This window comes from Ruegeria sp. AD6 (assembly GCF_056542325.1).
The window spans coordinates 1,046,422-1,065,617 of record NZ_JBQFZQ010000001.1 but is presented as its reverse complement, the minus strand read 5'-3'; the positions used below and the strand labels follow the sequence as shown (position 1 = coordinate 1,065,617).

Below are 19,196 nucleotides of genomic sequence, written 5' to 3'. Positions count from 1 at the left end.
GGATGATCCCCGAAGAACGCCTTGAGCAGATAACCCAGCGATTCCAATACCTCGAAGCGGCCATGGCTGATGGTGCCTCGGGCGGGGACATTGCGGCTTTGGCCAAGGAGTATTCGGACCTCAAGCCGGTGGTTGACCAGATCATGGCGTGGCGTCAGCTGGTTGCCGATCTGTCCGAGGCCGAGGCGATGCTGTCCGACCCGGATATGAAGGAACTGGCCGAGGAAGAAATCCCGGAATTGCAGGCGCAGATTCCGCAAGCCGAACATGCGCTGCAACTGGCCTTGCTGCCCAAGGACGAGGCGGACGCCCGCCCGGCGATGCTGGAAATCCGACCCGGCACCGGCGGGGACGAGGCCGCGTTGTTTGCGGGGGACCTGCTGCGCATGTACCAGCGCTATGCGGAAAGTCGCGGCTGGCGGTTCGAGATTATCGAGGAACAGGCCTCGGATCTGGGGGGCGTCAAAGAAGTTGTGGCCCACATCAAGGGCGACAATGTCTTTGCCCGGATGAAATACGAATCCGGTGTGCATCGGGTGCAGCGCGTGCCTGAAACCGAAAGCGGCGGGCGTATTCACACCTCGGCAGCGACGGTGGCGGTTCTACCCGAGGCTGAAGATGTGGACATCCAGATCGACGCAAATGACATCCGCATCGACACGATGCGCAGTTCCGGTGCGGGTGGGCAGCACGTGAACACGACCGACTCGGCGGTGCGGATCACCCACTTGCCGACAGGCCTTGTGGTGACCAGTTCCGAGAAGTCGCAGCACCGCAACCGCGAGATCGCGATGCAGGTGCTGAAAACGCGGCTTTATGATCTGGAGCGGCAGCGGATCGACAGCGAACGCTCGGCCGATCGGGCCAGTCAGGTGGGGTCGGGCGACCGGTCGGAACGGATCAGAACCTATAACTTCCCGCAAGGCCGCATGACGGATCACCGCATCAACCTGACGCTCTATAAGCTGGATCAGGTGATGCAGGGCGATCTGGATGAAGTGATCGACGCACTGACCGCCGATGATCAGGCCCGGCTGCTGGCCGAGATGGCGCAATGACCGGGGTGCAAACAGCGGCACAGGCCATGGTGGCCGCCACGGCGCGCCTGCGGGCTGCGGGCGTGGAAGATCCGGCGCGGGACGCCCGTGTTCTGCTGGCCCATGCGGCGCGGATTGAAGCCAGTCGGGTCACTCTGATCGCGCCCGAAGAACTGCCGCCCGACATTGCCGAACGCTACGACCAGTTGATCTCGCTGCGCGCCATCCGGGTGCCAGTCTCGCATCTTCTGGGTGAGCGTGAATTCTATGGTCGCCGGTTCCATGTCAGCCGCGACGTTCTGGACCCGCGCCCCGAGACCGAAGCGCTGATCGAAGCCGCGCTGAGCGAGCCGTTCGACCATGTGCTGGATCTTGGTGTCGGCTCGGGCTGTATACTGATCACATTGCTGGCTGAACGCACCAGCGCAAGCGGGGTGGGCGTGGATCTGAGCGAGGCCGCCTGCCTGCAAACCAGCGCCAATGCAGTGCAGCACAATGTGCAGGCGCGTGCCGAAGTGCTGCGCTCGGACTGGTTCGAGGTGGTCGAGGGCAAGTTCGACCTGATCGTCTCGAACCCGCCATACATTGCGCTGACGGAAATGCCGGACCTGTCCCCGGAAGTGCGCGAGCATGAACCCCGGATGGCCCTGACAGATGAGGGCGACGGGCTTAACGCCTACCGCCATCTGGCCGCCGATGCGCCGGATTTTCTGCTGCCTGGCGGGCGCATTCTGGTTGAAATCGGCCCTACACAGGCCACGCAGGTTGCCGCGTTGTTTGACGCCTCTGGTCTGGCGGATATCCGCGTGATCCCGGATCTGGACGGGCGTGACCGCGTCGTGGGCGCACGTCTGCCTGCTTGAAATCAACAGTATGAGGCCGAAAAACGCCGGTTTAGGTAAAAAAGCTGCAAAATATCCGAGAATCCTCTTGTCTGCCGGGGCAGGACATGTTTACTCAGGATTAGTCGGCGAGGTTGACGCTGTTGCAGCGCACCCCTGACGCCAAGCCCAAAAAAGTTGACTTCCCGTCATGGCAAACGCCGCAGAGCAGTGCAGAACACGGGTTGGTCGACAGCGAATGACAAGGCTGACGTAAAGTAAGATGAGATCTTCCAAATCCCGCTCGCGGGCCAAGAACAACCGCAATCGTCCTTCCGGCGGTAACGTCGTGAACCGTGTTTTTGACAGCTCGGGCCCCGAGGGCAAGGTGCGTGGCACGCCGCAGCAGATCATTGACAAATACAACCAGCTTGCCCGCGACGCTCAGTTGTCAAACGACCGTGTCGCAGCCGAGAACTTTCAGCAGCACGCGGAACATTATCTGCGGATGCTGAGCGAGGCACAGCGCGAGATCGAAGCCCGCCGCGAAGAGCAGGAGCGCCAGAACCGCGAGCGTCAGGCCGAGCGTGACCGCGAACGCGCCGAACGGCAGGAACGCGAAGCCGCCCGTCAGGCCGACCCGGCCGAGGCACCACAACCCGATGTGATGGATTTCTCGCCCGAGGCGTCGGCGCCTGAAAGCGGGTTGGTCGAAACACCGGAAAGCAAAGGCGACGCCCAAACGGCTGAAGCGCCCGAGAAAAAAGAAAAACCCGCCCGCAAACCGCGTGCCCGCAAGCCCAAGGCCGCGCCTGCGTCAGAGGGTGCGCCCAAAACGGATGGGGATACCCCGGAAGCAGCTGAGTAAATCCCGATAGACGAATTCAAAAAGCCCCGGACACTGTCCGGGGCTTTTTTGCTCAGCGGTTCGTAATTTGGCGCGCCAGCGCACAAAAACCTTCAAGCGGGACTTGTTCGGCGCGTTCTGTGGGTTTGATCCCGGCTGCGATCAAGCGGTCCTCGATGTCGGGGGCCACGCCTTTCAGCGAGGCGCGCAGCATCTTGCGGCGTTGGTTGAAGGCGGCGGCCACAACGCGCGACAGCGTGGCTGCATCGGCCGGATAGCGCGGCTCGGGCAGGGCGGTCAGGTGGACCACGGCGCTGGAGACTTTGGGCGGGGGCGTAAATGCGCCGGGGGGCAGTGACATGGCGATGCGCGACTCGGCCCGCCATTGGGCGAGAATGGCAAGGCGGCCATAGGCCTTGCTGCCGGGTTGGGCGACGATGCGCTCGGCGACCTCGCGCTGGAACATCAGGGTCAGGCTTTGCCAGAAGGGCGGCCATTCGGGCGGGGTCAGCCAGCGGACCAGAAGCTCGGTGCCCACGTTATAGGGCAGGTTGGCGGCGACGCGGATCGGTGGCGTCAGATGTTCCAGCGGGTTGATTTCCAGCGCGTCGCCGTTGATCACCTCTAGCTGGCCCGGATAGGCCGCAGCGATGTCGTTCAGGGCGGCGATGCAGCGGGTGTCTTTTTCCACTGCCACAACCTTGCGCGCACCTTCCGAAAGCAGCCCCCGCGTCAGGCCGCCGGGGCCGGGGCCGATTTCCAGAACGTCGCATTGCGTCAGATCCCCGGCCTGACGTGCGATCTTGGCGGTCAGGTTGAGGTCCAGCAGAAAGTTCTGGCCCAGCGATTTGCGGGCCGACAGCTGGTGGGTCGCGATGACCTCGCGCAGGGGGGGGAGGGTGTCGATAGCGCTCATGATCCGGTTACCGTGGCGCGGGTTGATGGGGGAGCGCCAGAGATTTTTTGCCTCCGGCGGGGATATTTTCAGCCAGGTGAAGGATCAAGGGGTTTGTGCCATCTGTTGGGCGAGTTTCAGGGCCTCGATCAGGCTGGTGGGGTTGGCGATGCCTTGTCCGGCAATGTCCAGCGCGGTGCCGTGGTCGGGGGATGTTCGGATGAAGGGTAGGCCGAGCGTCACGTTGACGCCTCGGTCGAAATCCAGCGTCTTGATCGGGATCAGGGCCTGGTCGTGATACATGGCGATGGCCGCGTCATAGCGGGCGCGGGCGGCGGCGTGGAACAGCGTGTCTGCCGGATGCGGGCCGGTGACGGAGCAATCCTTGCTGTCCAGACCGGCGATCAGGGGCGCGATCCAATCCAACTCCTCGGTGCCCATCTTGCCGCCTTCACCGGCATGGGGATTCAGCCCCGCAATAGCGATCCTTGGATGCGCGATGCCGAATTGGCGGCGCAGCCCGTCGGCGGTCAGCGCGATTGTTTCGGTCAGCAGATCGGGCGTCAGTTCCTGTGGCACCCGTGACAGGGGGATGTGAATGGTGGCGGGAACAACCCGCAACTGCGCGCTGGCCAGCATCATCACAACGCGCTGTCGCCCCGCCAGTGCGGCCAGAAACTCGGTGTGCCCCGGATAGGCAAACCCGGCCCCGTCGATCAGGGCCTTTTTGTGGATCGGCGCGGTGCAGAGCGCCGAGGCCGCGCCGGATTGCACCAGTGCCACGCCGCGTTCGATCGCGTCGATCACGCTGGGGGCGCTGGCGGGGTCGGGCTGTCCGGGTGTGTTTTGCGTCGGGAAGTCCAAATGCAGAACCGGCAGCGCGTTTGGGCTGATCTGAACAGCTTCGGCCGGGTCTGCGATGTGTTGGGTTGGTGTGCCCGCAGGCAGGTGGGATGCATCGCCGATAAGGAAAAACGAGCAGGTGCCACGCAACTCAGCCCATGCCTTGGCAGCGATTTCGGGGCCGATGCCTGCCGGATCACCGCAGCTGAGCGCGATGGGGGCTGTCATTGCTCGGTTATGGATGCGTCGGCGCGCAGCTGTTCCAGCAGGCTTTCGGCAAAGGCTTGCAGGCGTTGCTGGGTCAGGGCGTTGGCGACATCAACGCGCGAGGTATCTTCACCCAGATCGCGGGTGCGGTTGCACAGCATCAGGAACATCAGCGTTTGCCCATTGTTGCGGGTCAGCGCCGTAGACACCTCGTTGCGGTCCAGCTTAGCCAGTTCCACGGCAACATCCTGCGGGATTTCCGATGGCGCGGCCTCGATCCGTTCCAGCACCTCGGCGGGTTGGTCCTTGGCGATGCCGTACAGGTCGTCGCAAGTGTCGATATCCTCGCGCAGGCGGGCAGCCTGGGCCAGCGTGTCACCGCTGCGCCCGCCGGGCAGGTAGTAGATCGCGTAGTCGATTTTCGAATATCGGGGTGCGCCGGTCGAGACCTCGCGAATACCGCGCATCTGGAACAGCGCGATGGCGTTGGGCAGGCCCACGGGCTCGGTGATCTCACCGTTTTCCAGTCCCAGAATCAAGGGTTGCAGCGCAGGTGGCAGGTTGGTGATGTTCAGCCAGTCCAGCCGTCCGCCATTGTTGCGGGTGGCAGCTGCCGAGTATTGCGCGGCGGCTGAGGAAAACGCGTCAAACCCTTGCAGGCGCGAGATTTCTTCGGCCAACAACTCGGTTTGTGCCAGGGTTTGCTGGTTCACCGGAATGATGATCTCGGACAGCAGGACCTGAAGGCCGCCACCGCCGCCCTGACCAAGGGCGCGGTTGATCTCGTCTTCGGTGGGGCGGGCCTGAGACAGAAAACGCGCGCTGATATAATCGCGCCAGGCCAACTGATCGGCCACGAAATCGCGTACCGTTTCGGGGTCAACGCCTGCATCGCCCAGCAATTGCAGGAACTGATCGGTGCTGAGTTGGCCGCGCGCGGCGAATTCGTCGATGCCGACCTGCACGTCTTCGGGGGCGGCCTGAATTCCGGCCTCACGCATGGCTTGTTTGCGCAGACGTTCATCGATCAGGGCCTGCCGGACCTCGGCCTCGGTGCCGCCGGGGATGCCCAGAACGTTCAGAAACTGGATCCGCTGTTCCAGTTCGTACCAGGTGACGATGTCCTGATTGACGCGGATCGCGGGTGAGAACAGGCTTTGGGCGCCCGACTGAGGGGCGGACAAGGCCAAGATGGCTGCTGCCAATGCCAAAGTAACCGGTTTGGAGCAACCGGAACGGAGAAACCTGACGAAACCTGTAATCAACTGCATTTTCTCTTGTATGTCTTTCCGCCGCCTTCAACGGCATATCCTGTCAGCGAAAGGGTAAACCCGAATTCGGTCGAAGGCTCAATAGTTGTTGTCGATGTAAAGCGCCTGCTTACGGACATGTTAACCTGCACGCACTCGTTCTGATAAGTCACGCCCAGCCCCAGACGAATGGGTTCCGAGGCGGCCAGATCATAGCGGGCCGAGGCGCGGGTCAGCCAGTTTTCGTCAACCCGGTAGCGCCCGCGCAGCCAGATTTCCGAAATCTCGTCATCCAGATTTTCGGCGGGATCCGCTTCTTGCCAGACATAGCTGCCGGTGATCGCACTGCCTTCTCCGGTCCAGCCGCCGCGCAGCTCGGCCTTGGTAAAGCTGAAATCACCATCGATCAGCCCACGCCCGGCCAGCGACCAACCGTTGGCTGTTTTGATCTGACCGGCCAGCAGCAGATCCGAGGTTGTGCCCTGTAGGCCCGAGGTCAGGTTGAAATTCGGGTCGGCTTCGCTGCGAAAGACCTGACCCACGGTGGCCAGCGCCTGCCAGCCGTTCGCCTTGTACCGCGCCCAGTTCACGCCAAAGACGGCCGTGGCCCCATCCTCGCGCTGGTCTTCTGCCGGGAAGCGGGACAGGGACAGAAGGTTGCCCTGATCGAATTCCTGAAACGTGCTTTCGTCATTGGGCACATCGGTATCGGACACATCGGTCCAGCCGAATTGCGCGATCGGTTCCAGAAACTGGGTCGCGCCGGATTGTTCCCGGCGGGTCATCGGATAGCGCAGGGTCAGTGCCGCGCGTGGCGTTGCACGTGTGACCTGATCCGGGAACGCGCTGTCATTGCGGATGTCGAACGTATCCACCGATGTGCCCAGCTGCACGTCGGCCCGAAGCCCTGTGGCAAAGGTCCAGCTGCGCAGCCACTCGGCGTCAAAGGTTGCACGTGCAATGTCACGCCCAACAATATCCTCGTCGCTGGTGCGTTCATGGGCGTGGGTGATAAAGCCCAGCCGCACTTCACCGCCGATGGCATTGGGGAAATAGCGCCTTTCATAGTTCAGATCGAACACACGCGAGGGGATCTCATCCTGATCCTCGCTGTCGCGCAGGGTCTTGTAATGGATGAAACTGGTGCGGAACGCGGTGTCGCGTTTGATCCGGGTCAGCGCGATTTCGCTGCGCAGGCGGTCGAAATCCGGCAGGCCGTAATCGGCGAGATAGGCGTCATCGGATGTGGTGCGCAGATTGAAGCTCAGCCGGTAGTCGTTTTTGAGGTTGAAGAAACCGTTGGCGAACAAATAGCCGCGATCCTGATCCGGTTGCACATCATCACGGGTAAACGCGCCTTCGATCTGAATGCGGCCGTTCTTGAAGGCCTGACGATAGCGATATCCCAGCGTTTTGGTCTGGGCCGACACATAAGGCGTCAGTGTCAGGTCCTTATGATCGCCGATTTTGAAGAAATACGGAACCTGCACGCCGGTCCCCAGTTGCGAGGTGCTGCGGATCGACGGCACCAGAAACCCGGTTGCCCGGTCAAGTGTCGGATCCGGCAGGCGCAGATAGGGGAAATAAAACACCGGGAAATCCAGCACCCGAAGCTGTGCGCCTTCGAAATACAACTGTCGTTCGAGCTGGTCGTGGATTACCCTGCGCGCCCTGATCTGCCACAGAGGCGGTCTGCCATTTGCGCAGACATGGCACGACGTGGCCGAGACCTTGCTGAACTGCGTATAGCGCCCGGCCGCCCGATTGGCCTGAACCGAGGCGATCTGCACCTGCTGGTCAAACACCATCCGAGCGCCGATCAGCAGGCCGTTTTGAATACCTTCATCCAACTCGCCCGAATCCGCCAGCAGCGTGGTCTGTCCGGCCTGATCGATGCGGATCGGACCTTCAAGGACAAGCTGCCCGGTTTCCTGATCGAAAGTGACTCGTTGGGCGGTCAGTTTCACATCGCCCTGAAACGCCTCGACATTGCCTTCGGCGACCAGCTTTCGCTCGGGCGTGATGAAGATTTTGTCGGCCACCAGCAAGGCGGGCTGTTCCTGCTGCGCCGCTCCATCCGCAGGCGCGGGTCCAGGCGCGGTTTGCGCCTTCAACGCGGTGGTCGGGGCTGCAAAGACCAGGACACCTGCCAGCAGCGCAGATACGATGCGCGGCATTACCCGTCCTCCGCATGCAGCAACAGGCCAAGTGACAGGAATATGGCGGCAACGGGCGGGGCCCAGGCAGCGACGTAGATGGGCAATTGACCGTTTTCCCCAAGAATTTGCGCAAAATTGCGTACGAAATAGATGGCAAAGCCCAACAGAACCGCCGTCAGAACCGCCACACCGGTTCCACCGAAACGCACGTGGCGCATGGTAAATGCGGCTCCGATCAGAACCATCGACACCAGAAAGAAGGGGCGCGCCAGTTGGACTTGCAGCCAGACCTCGTACTGCTTGGTCGAGAATCCGGCCTCGCGCAGATCCTTGATAAGCTGCGGCAGGTCGTACACAGAAACGGAGTCCTGTTGGCCCAAAGTGTCCAGAATGCGCTGACGGGTCAGTGAGGTGGGCAGGTCCAGCCGGTCATGCTCGACCGCGTTCAGTTCGGGGTTCTGGCCGTCCTCAAAGTTCCAGACCTTGGCCTGCATCAGAACCCAGCTTCCATCGATCAGCCGGGCACGGTCTGCAACGATCTGTTGGGTCGGTTTGCCGTCGGGATCGAACGAGACGATGGTGACATCACGCAGGCGCAACTCATCCCCGTTCGACGTGCCTCGGGCGTGGATCACGGCCTGACCTGTGTCGGTGCTTTGACGCAGCCACAGGCCTTCGCTGCTGATCGACAGGGCGGAACTGCCGTTGTTGCGGTAGGAATCGGACAGGCGCTGATATTCCTCGGAGGTGGCTGCCGCGATCGGGTTAAGCAAGGTCACGGCAAGCGCACCGATGATCAGCGCCAGCAGGACAGGGGCCACCAGTGCGCGGATGCCGGACCGACCCGTGGCCCGCGTCACCACAAGTTCAGAGGTGCGCGCCAACCCCACGAACAGCGCGATAGTGGCCAGGATCACCAGCAGGGGCAGCATTTCGCTGATCGCGGCGGGCGTGTTCAACAAGGTCAGTTGCAACAAGCGGCCAAAGGACAGGTCAACCTCGTTGAACCGACGCACCTGTTCGATCAGGTCGATCAGAATCATCAGGGTCAGAAAGATGCCGCCGATGACCAGAAAGCTTTGCAAAAAGCGGCGGGCGAAGTAGCGGTCCAGTATCACGGGCACAGCCCCGCTGGGCTTGCATCACAGGCAGTCTGGCCAAGGCCTGTCCCGCATATGGTCATGCGCGACGGCGTGTGCCTGCCGTTTAGTGCCACTGTCGTCTCCCCTCGAGCCTGCCAAATATTTTTTCAGGACTTTAATGCAATTGGTGGTCGGGGAAAACTGCTATCTGGTCAAGCCGGGCGACGCGGGCTAGGTCTTGGGGAACAGATTTTGAGGAGCGCGCAATGAGCAGTCTAGTCCCCATCCAGTTTCAGGCCTTCGACGTGGACGCGATGGCACAGGCCGAGGGGCGCGTCGTCGTCGTCATTCCCGCGGACAGAAAGCTGAGCCCGGCGGCCAAACGCGCCAATCGCCTGACGCGCGGCGCCGTGGCGCGGCTGCTGGAAAGCGACCGGTTCGAAAAGGTGAATGTCGGGGATGTGGTGTCGCTGGCCTGGCCAAGCGGTATGGCGGCCGAGGCGCTGGACATCCTGATCCTGCCGCGCCGCCCTGATGCAGATGAGGCGCGAAAGGCCGGGGCCAAGCTGGCCAAGCTGTCGGACAATCAACCTTTGCTGGTCATGGCCGGAAATCTTGCCCGCGCCGAGGATCTGGCGTTGGGCATTGCCCTGCGTTGCTATGATTTTGACGCGCACAAAACCAAGGACAGCGACGCGCCGGGCACGGTCACGATCAGTCACCAGAAACCAGACGAAGTCGAAGCTGCCTTTGCGCCGTTGTATGCGGTCGCCGACGGTGTGCGGATGACCCGCGACCTGACCAACGAGCCCGCAAACGTGCTGACGACCACCGAATTCGCGGATCGTTTGGCCGAGATGGCCGAGCTGGGTCTTGAGGTCGAATTGCTGGACGAGGACAAGCTGGCCGAACTGGGCATGCGCACATTGCTGAGCGTCGGGCAGGGCTCGGACAGCCCGTCGAAAGTGGTCGTCATGCAGTGGAATGGCGGTGACAAGGACGATGCGCCTCTGGCGCTGGTCGGCAAGGGCGTGGTGTTCGATACCGGTGGTATCTCGCTGAAACCGGCTGGTGGCATGGAAGACATGACCATGGATATGGGCGGCGCGGGTGTTGTTGCGGGCACCATGCGGGCGCTGGCCAAACGCAAGGCCAAGGCCAATGTTGTGGGGCTTGTGGGACTGGTCGAGAACATGCCCTCGGGCAATGCCACACGTCCTGGCGATGTGGTCAAATCGATGAAGGGCGACACGGTCGAGATCATCAATACCGATGCCGAGGGGCGCTTGGTGCTGTGCGACGTGATGTGGTACGCGCAGGAACGGTTCGAACCGGTGGGCATGATCGATCTGGCGACCCTGACGGGGGCGATCATCATCGGGCTTGGGCATGAAAATGCCGGTGTCTTCTCGAACAATGACACGTTCTGCGATGCCTTCCTGAAATCGGCGCAGGCCGAGGATGAGGGCGCATGGCGGATGCCGCTGGGTGAGGCGTATGACAAGCAATTGAAATCCCGCATTGCCGATATGAAGAATGTGGGCGGACGGCCCGCAGGCTCGATCACGGCGGCGCAGTTCCTGCAACGGTTCGTCAAGGACGAAACGCCGTGGATTCATTTGGACATTGCCGGGGTGGCCTCGGTCGCGTCCGAGACCTCCTACGCGCCCAAGGGGGCCACTGGCTGGGGTGTCCGTGCGCTCAGCCGCTTTGTGCAGGACAATTTCGAGTAAACCATGGGGGCCGTCTATTTCTACCACCTGACCCAGAGGCCGCTGGAGCACACTTTGCCGGTGCTGCTGGACAAAGCGCGGCAGGCCGGGTGGCGGATCGCCGTGCGGGGCACCGATCCCGCCCGGCTGGACTGGCTGGATGAAAAGCTGTGGCTGGGGCCCGAGGAAGCGTTCCTGCCCCATGGCCGCGCAGGCGGGCCACATGATGCGATGCAGCCGATCCTGCTGACCTCAGAGATGCAGGCGGCAAATGACGCCACATGCGTTATGTCGGTGGACGGGGCTGCGGTGGAACCGGATGAGGTTGCAGCACTTGACCGCGTCTGCATCCTGTTTGATGGCAATGACGAACAGGCCGTTAACCATGCGCGCGGACAGTGGAAGGCCCTGACCGCTGCGGGGTGTTCAGCACAGTACTGGTCCGAAGAATCGGGCCGTTGGGAAAAGAAAGCCGAGGCGTAACGCGCGGCTGTCGCAAATTTCAGGAGGGTGACGGATGGAAATGAAGCCATTGGGTCGTACCGGCATCATGGTCTCTGATCTGTGTCTGGGAACGATGACCTTCGGGACGCAGACGTCCGAGGCGGATGCGCACGCGCAGATGGATCTGGCGCTGGGGGCAGGGATCAATTTCGTCGATGCCGCCGAGATGTATCCGGTGAATCCGGTCTCGAAGGAAACCATCGGGCGAACCGAGGAGATCCTGGGCAACTGGAACGCGGCCAACGCGGCGCGCCGGGGCGACTATGTTCTGGCCACCAAGCATTCGGGGTCGGGCATGTCTTACGTGCGCGACGGCGCGCCGATTTCGGCGCAGACCATCCCTGAGGCAATCGAAGGCTCTCTGCGGCGGTTGCAGACTGAATATATCGACCTTTATCAGTTTCACTGGCCCAATCGCGGCAGCTACATGTTCCGGCAGAACTGGAATTATTCCCCGTCGGGTCACAACACCAACGAGGTTCTGGAGAACATGCAGGAGTGCCTTGAGGCCCTGCAGACGCAGGTCGATAAGGGCAACATCCGCGCCTTCGGCCTGTCGAATGAAAGCGCCTGGGGCATCGCGCAGTGGCTGCGCCTGTCCGAACAGATGGGCGCGCCTCGGGTCGCGTCGGTGCAGAACGAATATTCGTTGCTGTGTCGGCATTTCGACACCGACATGGCCGAGCTGAGCGTTCATGAAGACGTGGGCCTGATGGCGTTTTCACCTTTGGCGGCGGGGTTTTTGACCGGCAAGTATCAGGGTGGCGTGGTGCCCGAGGGGTCGCGCATGTCGATCTCGGCCGAGATGGGCGGGCGCAAGTCGGATCGGGTGTTTGATGCGGTGGCAGCCTATCTCGAGGTTGCCTCGGCACATGGTCTGGACCCGACCCATATGGCGCTGGCATGGTGCCGGACGCGTCCCTTCATGGTGTCGGCCATTTTCGGTGCGACGTCGGTGGCGCAGTTGGAACATACCATCGCCGGGAAGGATCTGCAGCTTTCGGCTGAGGTTCTGAAGGACATCGGACAGGCGCATCGCGCGCATCCGATGCCGTTTTAGGGGGCTCTGCCCCCGTCGCCTTTGGCGACTCCCCCGAGGTATTTTTGGCCAGATGAAGCGGATCCGGTCAGTGATGGGTGGGGTGCGCGCGCTCTTGCCTCAGGTCGCGCGCAGATTGGCCGTGGGCGGTGCGGAAGGCGCGGGCGAAGCTGGATTGTGAGGTGAATCCGGTGGCCAGTGCCACATCCATCAGCGGAATGTCGGTGTCGGTGACCAGACGGCGGGCCTCGGCCAGGCGCAGTTGCAGGTAGTGGTCTTGCGGCGTGGTGTTGAGGCGCAGGCGGAACTGCTGTTGCAGCGTGCGCGGGCTGGTGCCCAGACGGTCGGCGATATAGGCGAGCGGCAGGGGGTCGTCGAGCGCCGATTCCATCAGGCTGTTCGCTTTGGCTGTCAGCGCAGTATGGCGGAGCGGAGCACCCGTGCGGCTTTGCGGTTTGGTGGGTTCCGGCGCGCCTTCGTACAGGAACAGGCCCGAGACGCGCGCGGCAAAGCCTGCGCCGTGACGCGCGGCGATGATGTGCAACATCATCTCGACCGCCGGGATCGCGCCGCCGGATGTCAGGCGGTTTTCGGATACTGTGAAGCGGTCGGGGCGGACATCTACCTCGGGGAAGCGGGCGGCGAAATTGTCGAGGTCTTCCCAGTGGGTTGTGGCCGCGTGGCCATCCAGCAGACCAGCCTCGGCCAGCAACCAGGGGCCGCCGTCAATGCCGGCCATTGTGGCACCCGTGCTGGCAATACGGCGCAGACCAGCCAGCAGGCCGGGGGTGGCGTGGCGGGCCAGTTGGAACCCAGCCACGACGATCATCAGGTCGCAGCTTTGCAGCCGCGCCAAGGGGATACCGGGCACGCTCAGCGCGCTGGTCAGCATCGCGGGTTCAGCTGTGGCGGTCACGTAGTCCCAGTCAAAAGCCGGGCGGTCCGCCAGACGGTTGGCGGCGCGCATCGGATCAACCGCCGAGGCAAAGCTGAGCGTGTTGCATTCGTCCAGCACCAGCACCGCCGTTTTCAGGGCGCGATGTTCGGGCTGGAGTATGTTTTTTGCGGATTTCATCAAGTTCGATTCGCATTCTGGCAAGTGTTTCCCCAAGGCTGCGTCAGAGTTGGAGGTGAACGCAAATCGATTGCCGGGGAGAAGCCTGGGGAAAACTCAGGGCGAAACCGGGTATAACTTGGGGAAAACACCATGCCTCTGGAAATGAACCGCGATGTCTTCATTACCTGTGCTGTTACCGGCTCGGGTGGAACGCAGGATCGCAGCCCGCACGTGCCACGCTCGCCGCAGCAGATTGCCGATAGCGCAATCGCTGCCGCCAAGGCCGGTGCGGCGGTGGTGCATTGCCATGTGCGCGACCCTGAGACCGGCGCACCCAGCCGTCGGCTGGATCTGTATCGCGAGGTGACGGACCGTATCCGTGACGCCGACGTGGATGTGGTCTTGAACCTGACGGCGGGTATGGGCGGGGACATCGTGTTTGGCGGGGTCGAGAGCCCGTTCCCGGTGAATGAAGCCGGAACCGACATGATCGGGGCCTCGGAGCGCGTGGCGCATATTGCCGAATGTCTGCCGGAGATTTGTACTCTGGACTGCGGCACGATGAACTTTGCCGAGGCCGACTATGTCATGACCAACACCCCCGGTGCGCTGCGGGCTATGGGGCAGATGATGACCGATATGGGCGTGAAGCCTGAGGTCGAGGCCTTTGACACCGGTCATCTGTGGTTTGCCAAGCAGTTGGTGAAAGAGGGGATTCTGGAGCCGAATGCGCTGGTGCAACTGTGCATGGGGGTGCCCTGGGGGGCGCCGGATGATCTGAACACGTTCACGGCGATGGTAAATAACGTGCCTGATGACTGGACGTTCAGCGCGTTTTCACTGGGGCGCAATCAGATGGCTTATGTGGCGGCAACGGTGCTGGCAGGGGGCAATGTGCGTGTCGGGCTTGAGGATAATCTGTGGCTGGACAAGGGCGTCTTGGCTGAGAACTGGCAGTTGGTCGAACGCGCGGGCACCATCATCGAGAACATGGGCGCGCGGGTGATCGGACCGCAGGAGGTGCGCGAGAAGCTGGGCCTGGTGAAGCGGGCACCGGTTGCGAACTGACACCTGCGGGGAAATTGGGGGCCAGCCCCCAAACCCCCGGAGTATTTGGAAAAAGATGAAGAACGCGATTTGAATGAGGCGTGGTGCGATGAAAACAGCGGCGATCATCGGCGGTGGTGTGATCGGCGGCGGATGGGCTGCCCGGTTTCTGCTCAATGGCTGGGATGTGCGGGTATTCGACCCGGACCCGGAAGCCGAGCGCAAGATTGGTGAGGTTCTGGACAATGCGCGGCGGTCTTTGCCGGGGTTGAGCGATGTACCTCTGCCGACCGAGGGGGCGTTGACCTTCCACGACGACATTGGGGACGCCGTTCGGGACGCGATCTGGATTCAGGAGAGCGTGCCGGAACGTCTGGATTTGAAGCTGAAGGTTTACAAAGGGTTGCAGGAGGCGTGCGATCCGGGCGCGATCATTGGCTCCTCGACCAGCGGATTCAAGCCGTCGGAATTGCAGGAAGGCGCGCTGCGGCCCGAGCAGATTGTGGTGACGCATCCGTTCAACCCGGTCTATCTGCTGCCTTTGATCGAGTTGGTGCCGACCGCCAAGAACCCGCCCGAGATGGTGGAACGCGCGCAGGAGCTGTTGAAATCGGTTGGATTCTTCCCCCTGCACATCAAGAAAGAGATCGACGCGCATATCGCGGACCGCTTTCTGGAGGCGGTTTGGCGCGAGGCGCTGTGGCTGGTCAAGGACGGGATCGCCACGACCGAAGAGGTGGATGAGGCCATCCGCATGGGCTTTGGCATTCGCTGGGCCCAGATGGGGTTGTTCGAGACTTATCGCGTGGCCGGTGGTGAGGCCGGGATGCGGCATTTCATGGCGCAGTTCGGGCCCGCTTTGAAATGGCCGTGGACCAAGCTGATGGATGTGCCCGAGTTCACTGATGAACTGGTCGATATGATCGCGGATCAGTCGGATGCGCAGTCCGGGATGCATTCGATCCGGGAACTTGAGCGTATTCGGGACAACAACCTTGTAGGCATGATGCGGGCGCTGAAGGCGCAGAATTACGGCGCAGGGGCGGTGCTGAACCGGCATGACGCGCTTCTGAAACCGGGTGCTTTGCCGACGTTGGATCAGGCGGATCTGAGCCAGCCGATCCTGACCCTGTCGCGTGCGGTGCCGTTGGATTGGACGGATTACAACGGCCACATGAACGAGGCGAAGTATCTGGAGGCGTTTGCCGCTGCAACCGACGGGTTCATGGAAATCATCGGCTGCGATGCGGACTATATCGCCTCGGGCGGCAGCTATTTCACCGCCGAAAATCACATCCGCTATCATGATGAGGCACATGCAGGCGCGAAGATTCAGGTCCGGACGCAGATGCTGTTGGGGCAGGGCAAGAAGCTGCACCTGTTCCACAGCATGTATGAGGGCGACACGCTTTTGGCCACGGGTGAGAGTTTCCTGCTGCATGTCAGCCTGCAGACCCGCCGCCCAAGCCCGCCGTCGCCCGAGATCGAAGCCGCCATGGCCCGGATTACCAGCGCGCAGGCTGATCTTCCCTATCCGGAAGGAGCGGGTGCCGCGATCCGAAAACCCGCATGACGCAGCGGGTGTTGATCACCGCGGGCGCCTCGGGCGTCGGGCGCGCGATGGCCGAGGCGTTTGATACCGCAGGGGCGCAGGTTTGGGTGGTGGATATTGACGAAGCCGCATTGCAGGGTTGCCCGGACCATTGGCAGTCATCCAAGGCAGATGTGTCGGACGAGGCGCATGTCGCCGAGGTTTTCGGGCAACTGGAACAGGCCTGGGGCGGGTTGGATGTTCTGTGCGCCAATGCAGGTGTGGCCGGGCCAACCGCACTGGTTGAGGATGTGTCTTTAACAGATTGGAAAAACTGCCTTTCCGTCAATCTTGAAGGCGCGTTTCTGTGTTCAAAATACGCAGTGCCGATGCTGAAGCGTGACGGGCGCGGTGCGGTGATCATCACATCATCCACGGCGGGGCAATATGGCTATCCGAACCGCGCGCCTTATGCGGCGGCCAAATGGGGTGTGATCGGGCTGGGCAAGACACTGGCGATGGAACTTGGGCCCCATGGCGTGCGCTGCAACGTGATTTGTCCGGGCGCTGTTGAAGGACCGCGCATGGAAGGCGTCCTGCAGCGCGAAGCCGCCGCAAAGGGCATGACACGGGATCAGGTCTATGCGGGCTATGCCTCGGGCACCTCAATGGGGCGCTTTGTCGAGGCGCATGATATTGCTGAAATGGCGGTCTTTCTGGCCTCGGACGCGGCGCGGCTGGTTTCGGGGCAGGTCATCGCGGTGGACGGTCACACGGTCAATCCTGACCCGAAACTCTGATCTGCTTTGTCAGCCTTGATTCGGGCCGCGGATCTGGCGGATTGTGCTGCGCACGGCCTGCCAGTCTTTGGCTTCCTGCGTGTTTCCGGCGGCCTCACATTCGCGCATCTTTTTAGCGGCTTCCGCCTCGGCCTGGTCGCCATGGGCCGTGTACAATGCGCGTGCATATTGGGCAGTCTGTAATGCGTCCATTCCTGTCATCCTCCATGGAATGTCTGAGGGTTCGCGCGGTCACTATACTACACGACCCGCCAAATCGCACGATTGGGGGATTCCCTTTAGCCCTCAGCCGTCGGCAATCTGGGCGCGCAACTGGCGCAGATGTTCTGGAAAATGGCGCGCTGTCATATCCGCCTCGCGGATCAATGTGTCGAAGTGGCGGGTGAAAACCTCGATCCGGTCGCGGTCCCGGAAGGCCATATAGTGACCGCCTGCATAGAAAACACACAGAAGTGGGCCGAAGATCGTGACCGGCGCGGAATACAGGCGTTTTGCGTCGAACAGATAGATGCGCAAACGCGGGTAGAGCTGTTCGCAGAGGCTCAGCAGATGGTCGATTTGTTCCAGGCGGATGGGAAGCGACAGGCCCTGATAGTATCCCTCGGCCTGCGCAAAGCTTTGGATTTCAAACAGCGGCATGGCGATTTCATAGTCTGACTGCGCGCTGCGCATCCAGGACAGACGGTCCTCGGAGGCACCGATGGCCTGATCTGCCGTGCGACCCAGATGCGGGGCGTATTCCCATTCCAGCACCGCGCGGGTCTTGAGCATGTCGGGCAGGGTGGCCGGCACATAGCGGATTTTGTAGCCCGCAGCCTCTTGATGCCATTGAAAAATCCGCTCATCCACCAGTGCGCGGGGGGCTTCGGTCATGGTCAGGGAACTGGCCAGTAGTTCCGCCGCGCTTTCGGGGCGGTTCGACAGGCTCAGCAGCCAATCCGCTGAAACCCCAAGCGCCGAAGCACAGCCGCCGATCACATGCGCATTGGGCAAGCGCGCGCCTTCATCGGCCAGTAGTTGAGACACCGTGGACCGGTCTACCCCGATACTGCGGGCCAGAGCGCTTTGGCTGACATGGCGGTCCTCCATCGCGCGGGTCAGTCGCAGGCGAAACTGCGCAGCGCGGACGCGTTTGTCGAGTTTTTCATCCATATGTTGGAAAATATCACAGGTGATGAATTTTGTTAATCATATTCAGAATTCCCAACGCCCGGACCAGTAAGTAACACTTTTGTGAGAACAAAAAAAACTGGGGTCCGGAATGGAAACGCGACGAAGATCGGTCGTGAAAGCAATCATTTGGAATGCTGTTGGGTTGGCGGTCATGACTTTGGTCGGTCTTGTCGCAACCGGATCGGCGGCCATTGGTGGTGCGCTGGCGCTGGTCAATACGGCCATTGGTTTGACGCTTTATGTGCTCTACGAGCGAATTTGGGCCGGGATTTCGTGGGGCCGCCATGGGTGAGCCAACGACGCCGAAGACGCCCGAATGGGGCACGTTTGCGCTGATCGTCGCGTGCTATGCCACTTGGCTGGCGGTGCTGTTCTGGTTGGCCGCTTGGGCCTTATGGCTGGCCATTCCGGCGATGGGGTTGGTCGGGGCCTTGCATTCTTCGCTGACGCATGAGGCGCTGCACGGCCATCCGTTCCGCGCCAAATGGTTGAACGAGGCACTGTTGGCCTTGCCCCTGACACTGTTCATCCCGTTCAATCGCTTCCGCGATCTGCATCTTGCGCATCATCAGGATGCCAACCTGACCGATCCTTATGACGACCCCGAGACGAATTACTTGGACCCCAAAATCTGGACGCAATTGTCCGGGTGGAAGAAGCGGCTGTTCGCAATCAACAACACGCTTCTGGGCCGGATCGTGCTGGGCCCGGCTATTGGGCAGGTCATGTTTGTTCGGGACGAATGGCAGGGGATGATCCGGGGGGATCGCGCGGTTCTGGTGGCATGGGCGCTGCATTTTCCGGGCGTCGCGGTGGTTTTGTGGGTTGTTGCGCAGTCGGCCATGCCGGTCTGGGGATTTGTCCTGTCGGCCTATATCGGTTTGGGGCTGGTCAAAATCCGCACCTTCCTGGAACACCGCGCGCATGAGAAATCGCGCGCACGGACCGTGATAATCGAAGATCGGGGGTTGTTGTCCTTTCTGTTTTTGAACAACAACTTGCACGTTGTTCACCACATGAACCCATCCGCGCCTTGGTATCAGCTGCCTGCGCTCTATCGGGCCGGGAAAGAGCGGTATCAGGCGTGCAACGAGGCGTACGTCTATCGGTCTTACGCACAGATATTCAAAGAGTATTTCTGGCGCGCGAAAGACCCGGTGGCCCATCCGCTCTGGCCAAAGCCCTGATTTCG

The 19,196-nt window shown here is 61.7% G+C and carries 19 protein-coding genes; 11 read left to right on the top strand and 8 right to left on the bottom strand.

Annotation, left to right across the window (positions count from 1 at the left end):
• Positions 1–2: 2 nt before the first annotated feature.
• From prfA to ACR0KJ_RS05125, 3 genes are all read left to right on the top strand, one after another.
• On the top strand, positions 3–1,058 hold the full coding sequence (prfA, locus tag ACR0KJ_RS05135; RefSeq protein WP_170621922.1) for a peptide chain release factor 1: 1,056 nt from the start codon (positions 3–5) through the stop codon (positions 1,056–1,058).
• On the top strand, positions 1,055–1,900 hold the full coding sequence (gene prmC / locus ACR0KJ_RS05130) for a peptide chain release factor N(5)-glutamine methyltransferase (protein ID WP_480626106.1): 846 nt from the start codon (positions 1,055–1,057) through the stop codon (positions 1,898–1,900). Before prfA ends, prmC begins: the two co-directional genes overlap by 4 nt.
• A gap of 241 nt (positions 1,901–2,141) precedes the next feature.
• Complete coding sequence (locus ACR0KJ_RS05125; protein ID WP_170450140.1) at positions 2,142–2,726, top strand: DUF4167 domain-containing protein; 585 nt, start codon at positions 2,142–2,144, stop codon at positions 2,724–2,726.
• Positions 2,727–2,778: 52 nt separating this feature from the next.
• Here ACR0KJ_RS05125 and rsmA read toward each other — a convergent pair whose 3' ends face one another.
• From rsmA to lptG, 5 genes are all read right to left on the bottom strand, one after another.
• On the bottom strand, positions 2,779–3,621 hold the full coding sequence (gene rsmA, locus ACR0KJ_RS05120; RefSeq protein ID WP_480626105.1) for a 16S rRNA (adenine(1518)-N(6)/adenine(1519)-N(6))-dimethyltransferase RsmA: 843 nt from the start codon (positions 3,619–3,621) through the stop codon (positions 2,779–2,781).
• 84 nt (positions 3,622–3,705) lie between these two features.
• The gene (gene pdxA, locus ACR0KJ_RS05115; RefSeq protein ID WP_480626104.1) at positions 3,706–4,671 is read right to left on the bottom strand and encodes a 4-hydroxythreonine-4-phosphate dehydrogenase PdxA; all 966 of its coding nucleotides are present in this window, start codon (positions 4,669–4,671) and stop codon (positions 3,706–3,708) included.
• Positions 4,668–5,921: a peptidylprolyl isomerase gene (locus ACR0KJ_RS05110; protein WP_480626103.1), complete on the bottom strand. Its 1,254-nt coding sequence runs from the start codon at positions 5,919–5,921 to the stop codon at positions 4,668–4,670. The genes pdxA and ACR0KJ_RS05110 overlap by 4 nt, the downstream gene beginning before the upstream one ends.
• The gene (locus tag ACR0KJ_RS05105) at positions 5,912–8,077 is read right to left on the bottom strand and encodes an LPS-assembly protein LptD (protein ID WP_480626102.1); all 2,166 of its coding nucleotides are present in this window, start codon (positions 8,075–8,077) and stop codon (positions 5,912–5,914) included. The genes ACR0KJ_RS05110 and ACR0KJ_RS05105 overlap by 10 nt, the downstream gene beginning before the upstream one ends.
• On the bottom strand, positions 8,077–9,177 hold the full coding sequence (lptG, locus tag ACR0KJ_RS05100; protein WP_170453017.1) for an LPS export ABC transporter permease LptG: 1,101 nt from the start codon (positions 9,175–9,177) through the stop codon (positions 8,077–8,079). Before lptG ends, ACR0KJ_RS05105 begins: the two co-directional genes overlap by 1 nt.
• A 230-nt stretch (positions 9,178–9,407) precedes the next feature.
• Between lptG and ACR0KJ_RS05095 the strand changes: the two genes are divergently transcribed.
• From ACR0KJ_RS05095 to ACR0KJ_RS05085, 3 genes are read left to right on the top strand one after another with little or no spacing between them, the layout of a single operon-like run.
• On the top strand, positions 9,408–10,874 hold the full coding sequence (locus ACR0KJ_RS05095; protein WP_480626101.1) for a leucyl aminopeptidase: 1,467 nt from the start codon (positions 9,408–9,410) through the stop codon (positions 10,872–10,874).
• Positions 10,875–10,877: 3 nt separating this feature from the next.
• Complete coding sequence (locus tag ACR0KJ_RS05090; RefSeq protein ID WP_170519088.1) at positions 10,878–11,336, top strand: DNA polymerase III subunit chi; 459 nt, start codon at positions 10,878–10,880, stop codon at positions 11,334–11,336.
• Positions 11,337–11,370: 34 nt separating this feature from the next.
• Positions 11,371–12,417, top strand: a complete 1,047-nt coding sequence (locus ACR0KJ_RS05085) for an aldo/keto reductase (RefSeq protein ID WP_480626100.1) — start codon at positions 11,371–11,373, stop codon at positions 12,415–12,417.
• Between the two features lie 67 nt (positions 12,418–12,484).
• Here ACR0KJ_RS05085 and ACR0KJ_RS05080 read toward each other — a convergent pair whose 3' ends face one another.
• Positions 12,485–13,471: a GlxA family transcriptional regulator gene (locus ACR0KJ_RS05080; RefSeq protein WP_480626099.1), complete on the bottom strand. Its 987-nt coding sequence runs from the start codon at positions 13,469–13,471 to the stop codon at positions 12,485–12,487.
• A gap of 132 nt (positions 13,472–13,603) precedes the next feature.
• Here ACR0KJ_RS05080 and bcoG point away from each other — a divergent pair, with 132 nt between their 5' ends.
• From bcoG to ACR0KJ_RS05065, 3 genes are all read left to right on the top strand, one after another.
• A complete protein-coding gene (bcoG, locus tag ACR0KJ_RS05075) occupies positions 13,604–14,521 on the top strand; it encodes a 3-dehydrocarnitine:acetyl-CoA trimethylamine transferase BcoG (protein WP_480626098.1) in 918 nt (305 codons plus the stop codon).
• A gap of 88 nt (positions 14,522–14,609) precedes the next feature.
• Positions 14,610–16,073 (top strand): carnitine 3-dehydrogenase, encoded by a 1,464-nt coding sequence (locus ACR0KJ_RS05070; protein ID WP_480626097.1) that lies wholly within the window; start codon positions 14,610–14,612, stop codon positions 16,071–16,073.
• A complete protein-coding gene (locus tag ACR0KJ_RS05065) occupies positions 16,070–16,831 on the top strand; it encodes an SDR family oxidoreductase (RefSeq protein WP_480626096.1) in 762 nt (253 codons plus the stop codon). Before ACR0KJ_RS05070 ends, ACR0KJ_RS05065 begins: the two co-directional genes overlap by 4 nt.
• 9 nt (positions 16,832–16,840) lie before the next feature.
• On the opposite strand, the gene ACR0KJ_RS05060 is transcribed toward ACR0KJ_RS05065, so the two are convergent.
• The gene (locus tag ACR0KJ_RS05060; RefSeq protein WP_170450164.1) at positions 16,841–17,023 is read right to left on the bottom strand and encodes a hypothetical protein; all 183 of its coding nucleotides are present in this window, start codon (positions 17,021–17,023) and stop codon (positions 16,841–16,843) included.
• A 93-nt stretch (positions 17,024–17,116) separates the two neighbouring features.
• A complete protein-coding gene (locus tag ACR0KJ_RS05055) occupies positions 17,117–17,983 on the bottom strand; it encodes a helix-turn-helix domain-containing protein (protein WP_480626095.1) in 867 nt (288 codons plus the stop codon).
• A 109-nt stretch (positions 17,984–18,092) separates the two neighbouring features.
• On the opposite strand from ACR0KJ_RS05055, the gene ACR0KJ_RS05050 reads away from it, so the two are divergent.
• A complete protein-coding gene (locus ACR0KJ_RS05050) occupies positions 18,093–18,296 on the top strand; it encodes a DUF2061 domain-containing protein (protein WP_170621912.1) in 204 nt (67 codons plus the stop codon).
• Positions 18,289–19,191 carry a fatty acid desaturase gene (locus ACR0KJ_RS05045; protein WP_480626094.1) on the top strand — a complete coding sequence of 301 codons (903 nt, stop codon included), beginning with the start codon at positions 18,289–18,291 and terminating at the stop codon, positions 19,189–19,191. Before ACR0KJ_RS05050 ends, ACR0KJ_RS05045 begins: the two co-directional genes overlap by 8 nt.
• The last annotated feature ends 5 nt before the right edge of the window (positions 19,192–19,196 follow it).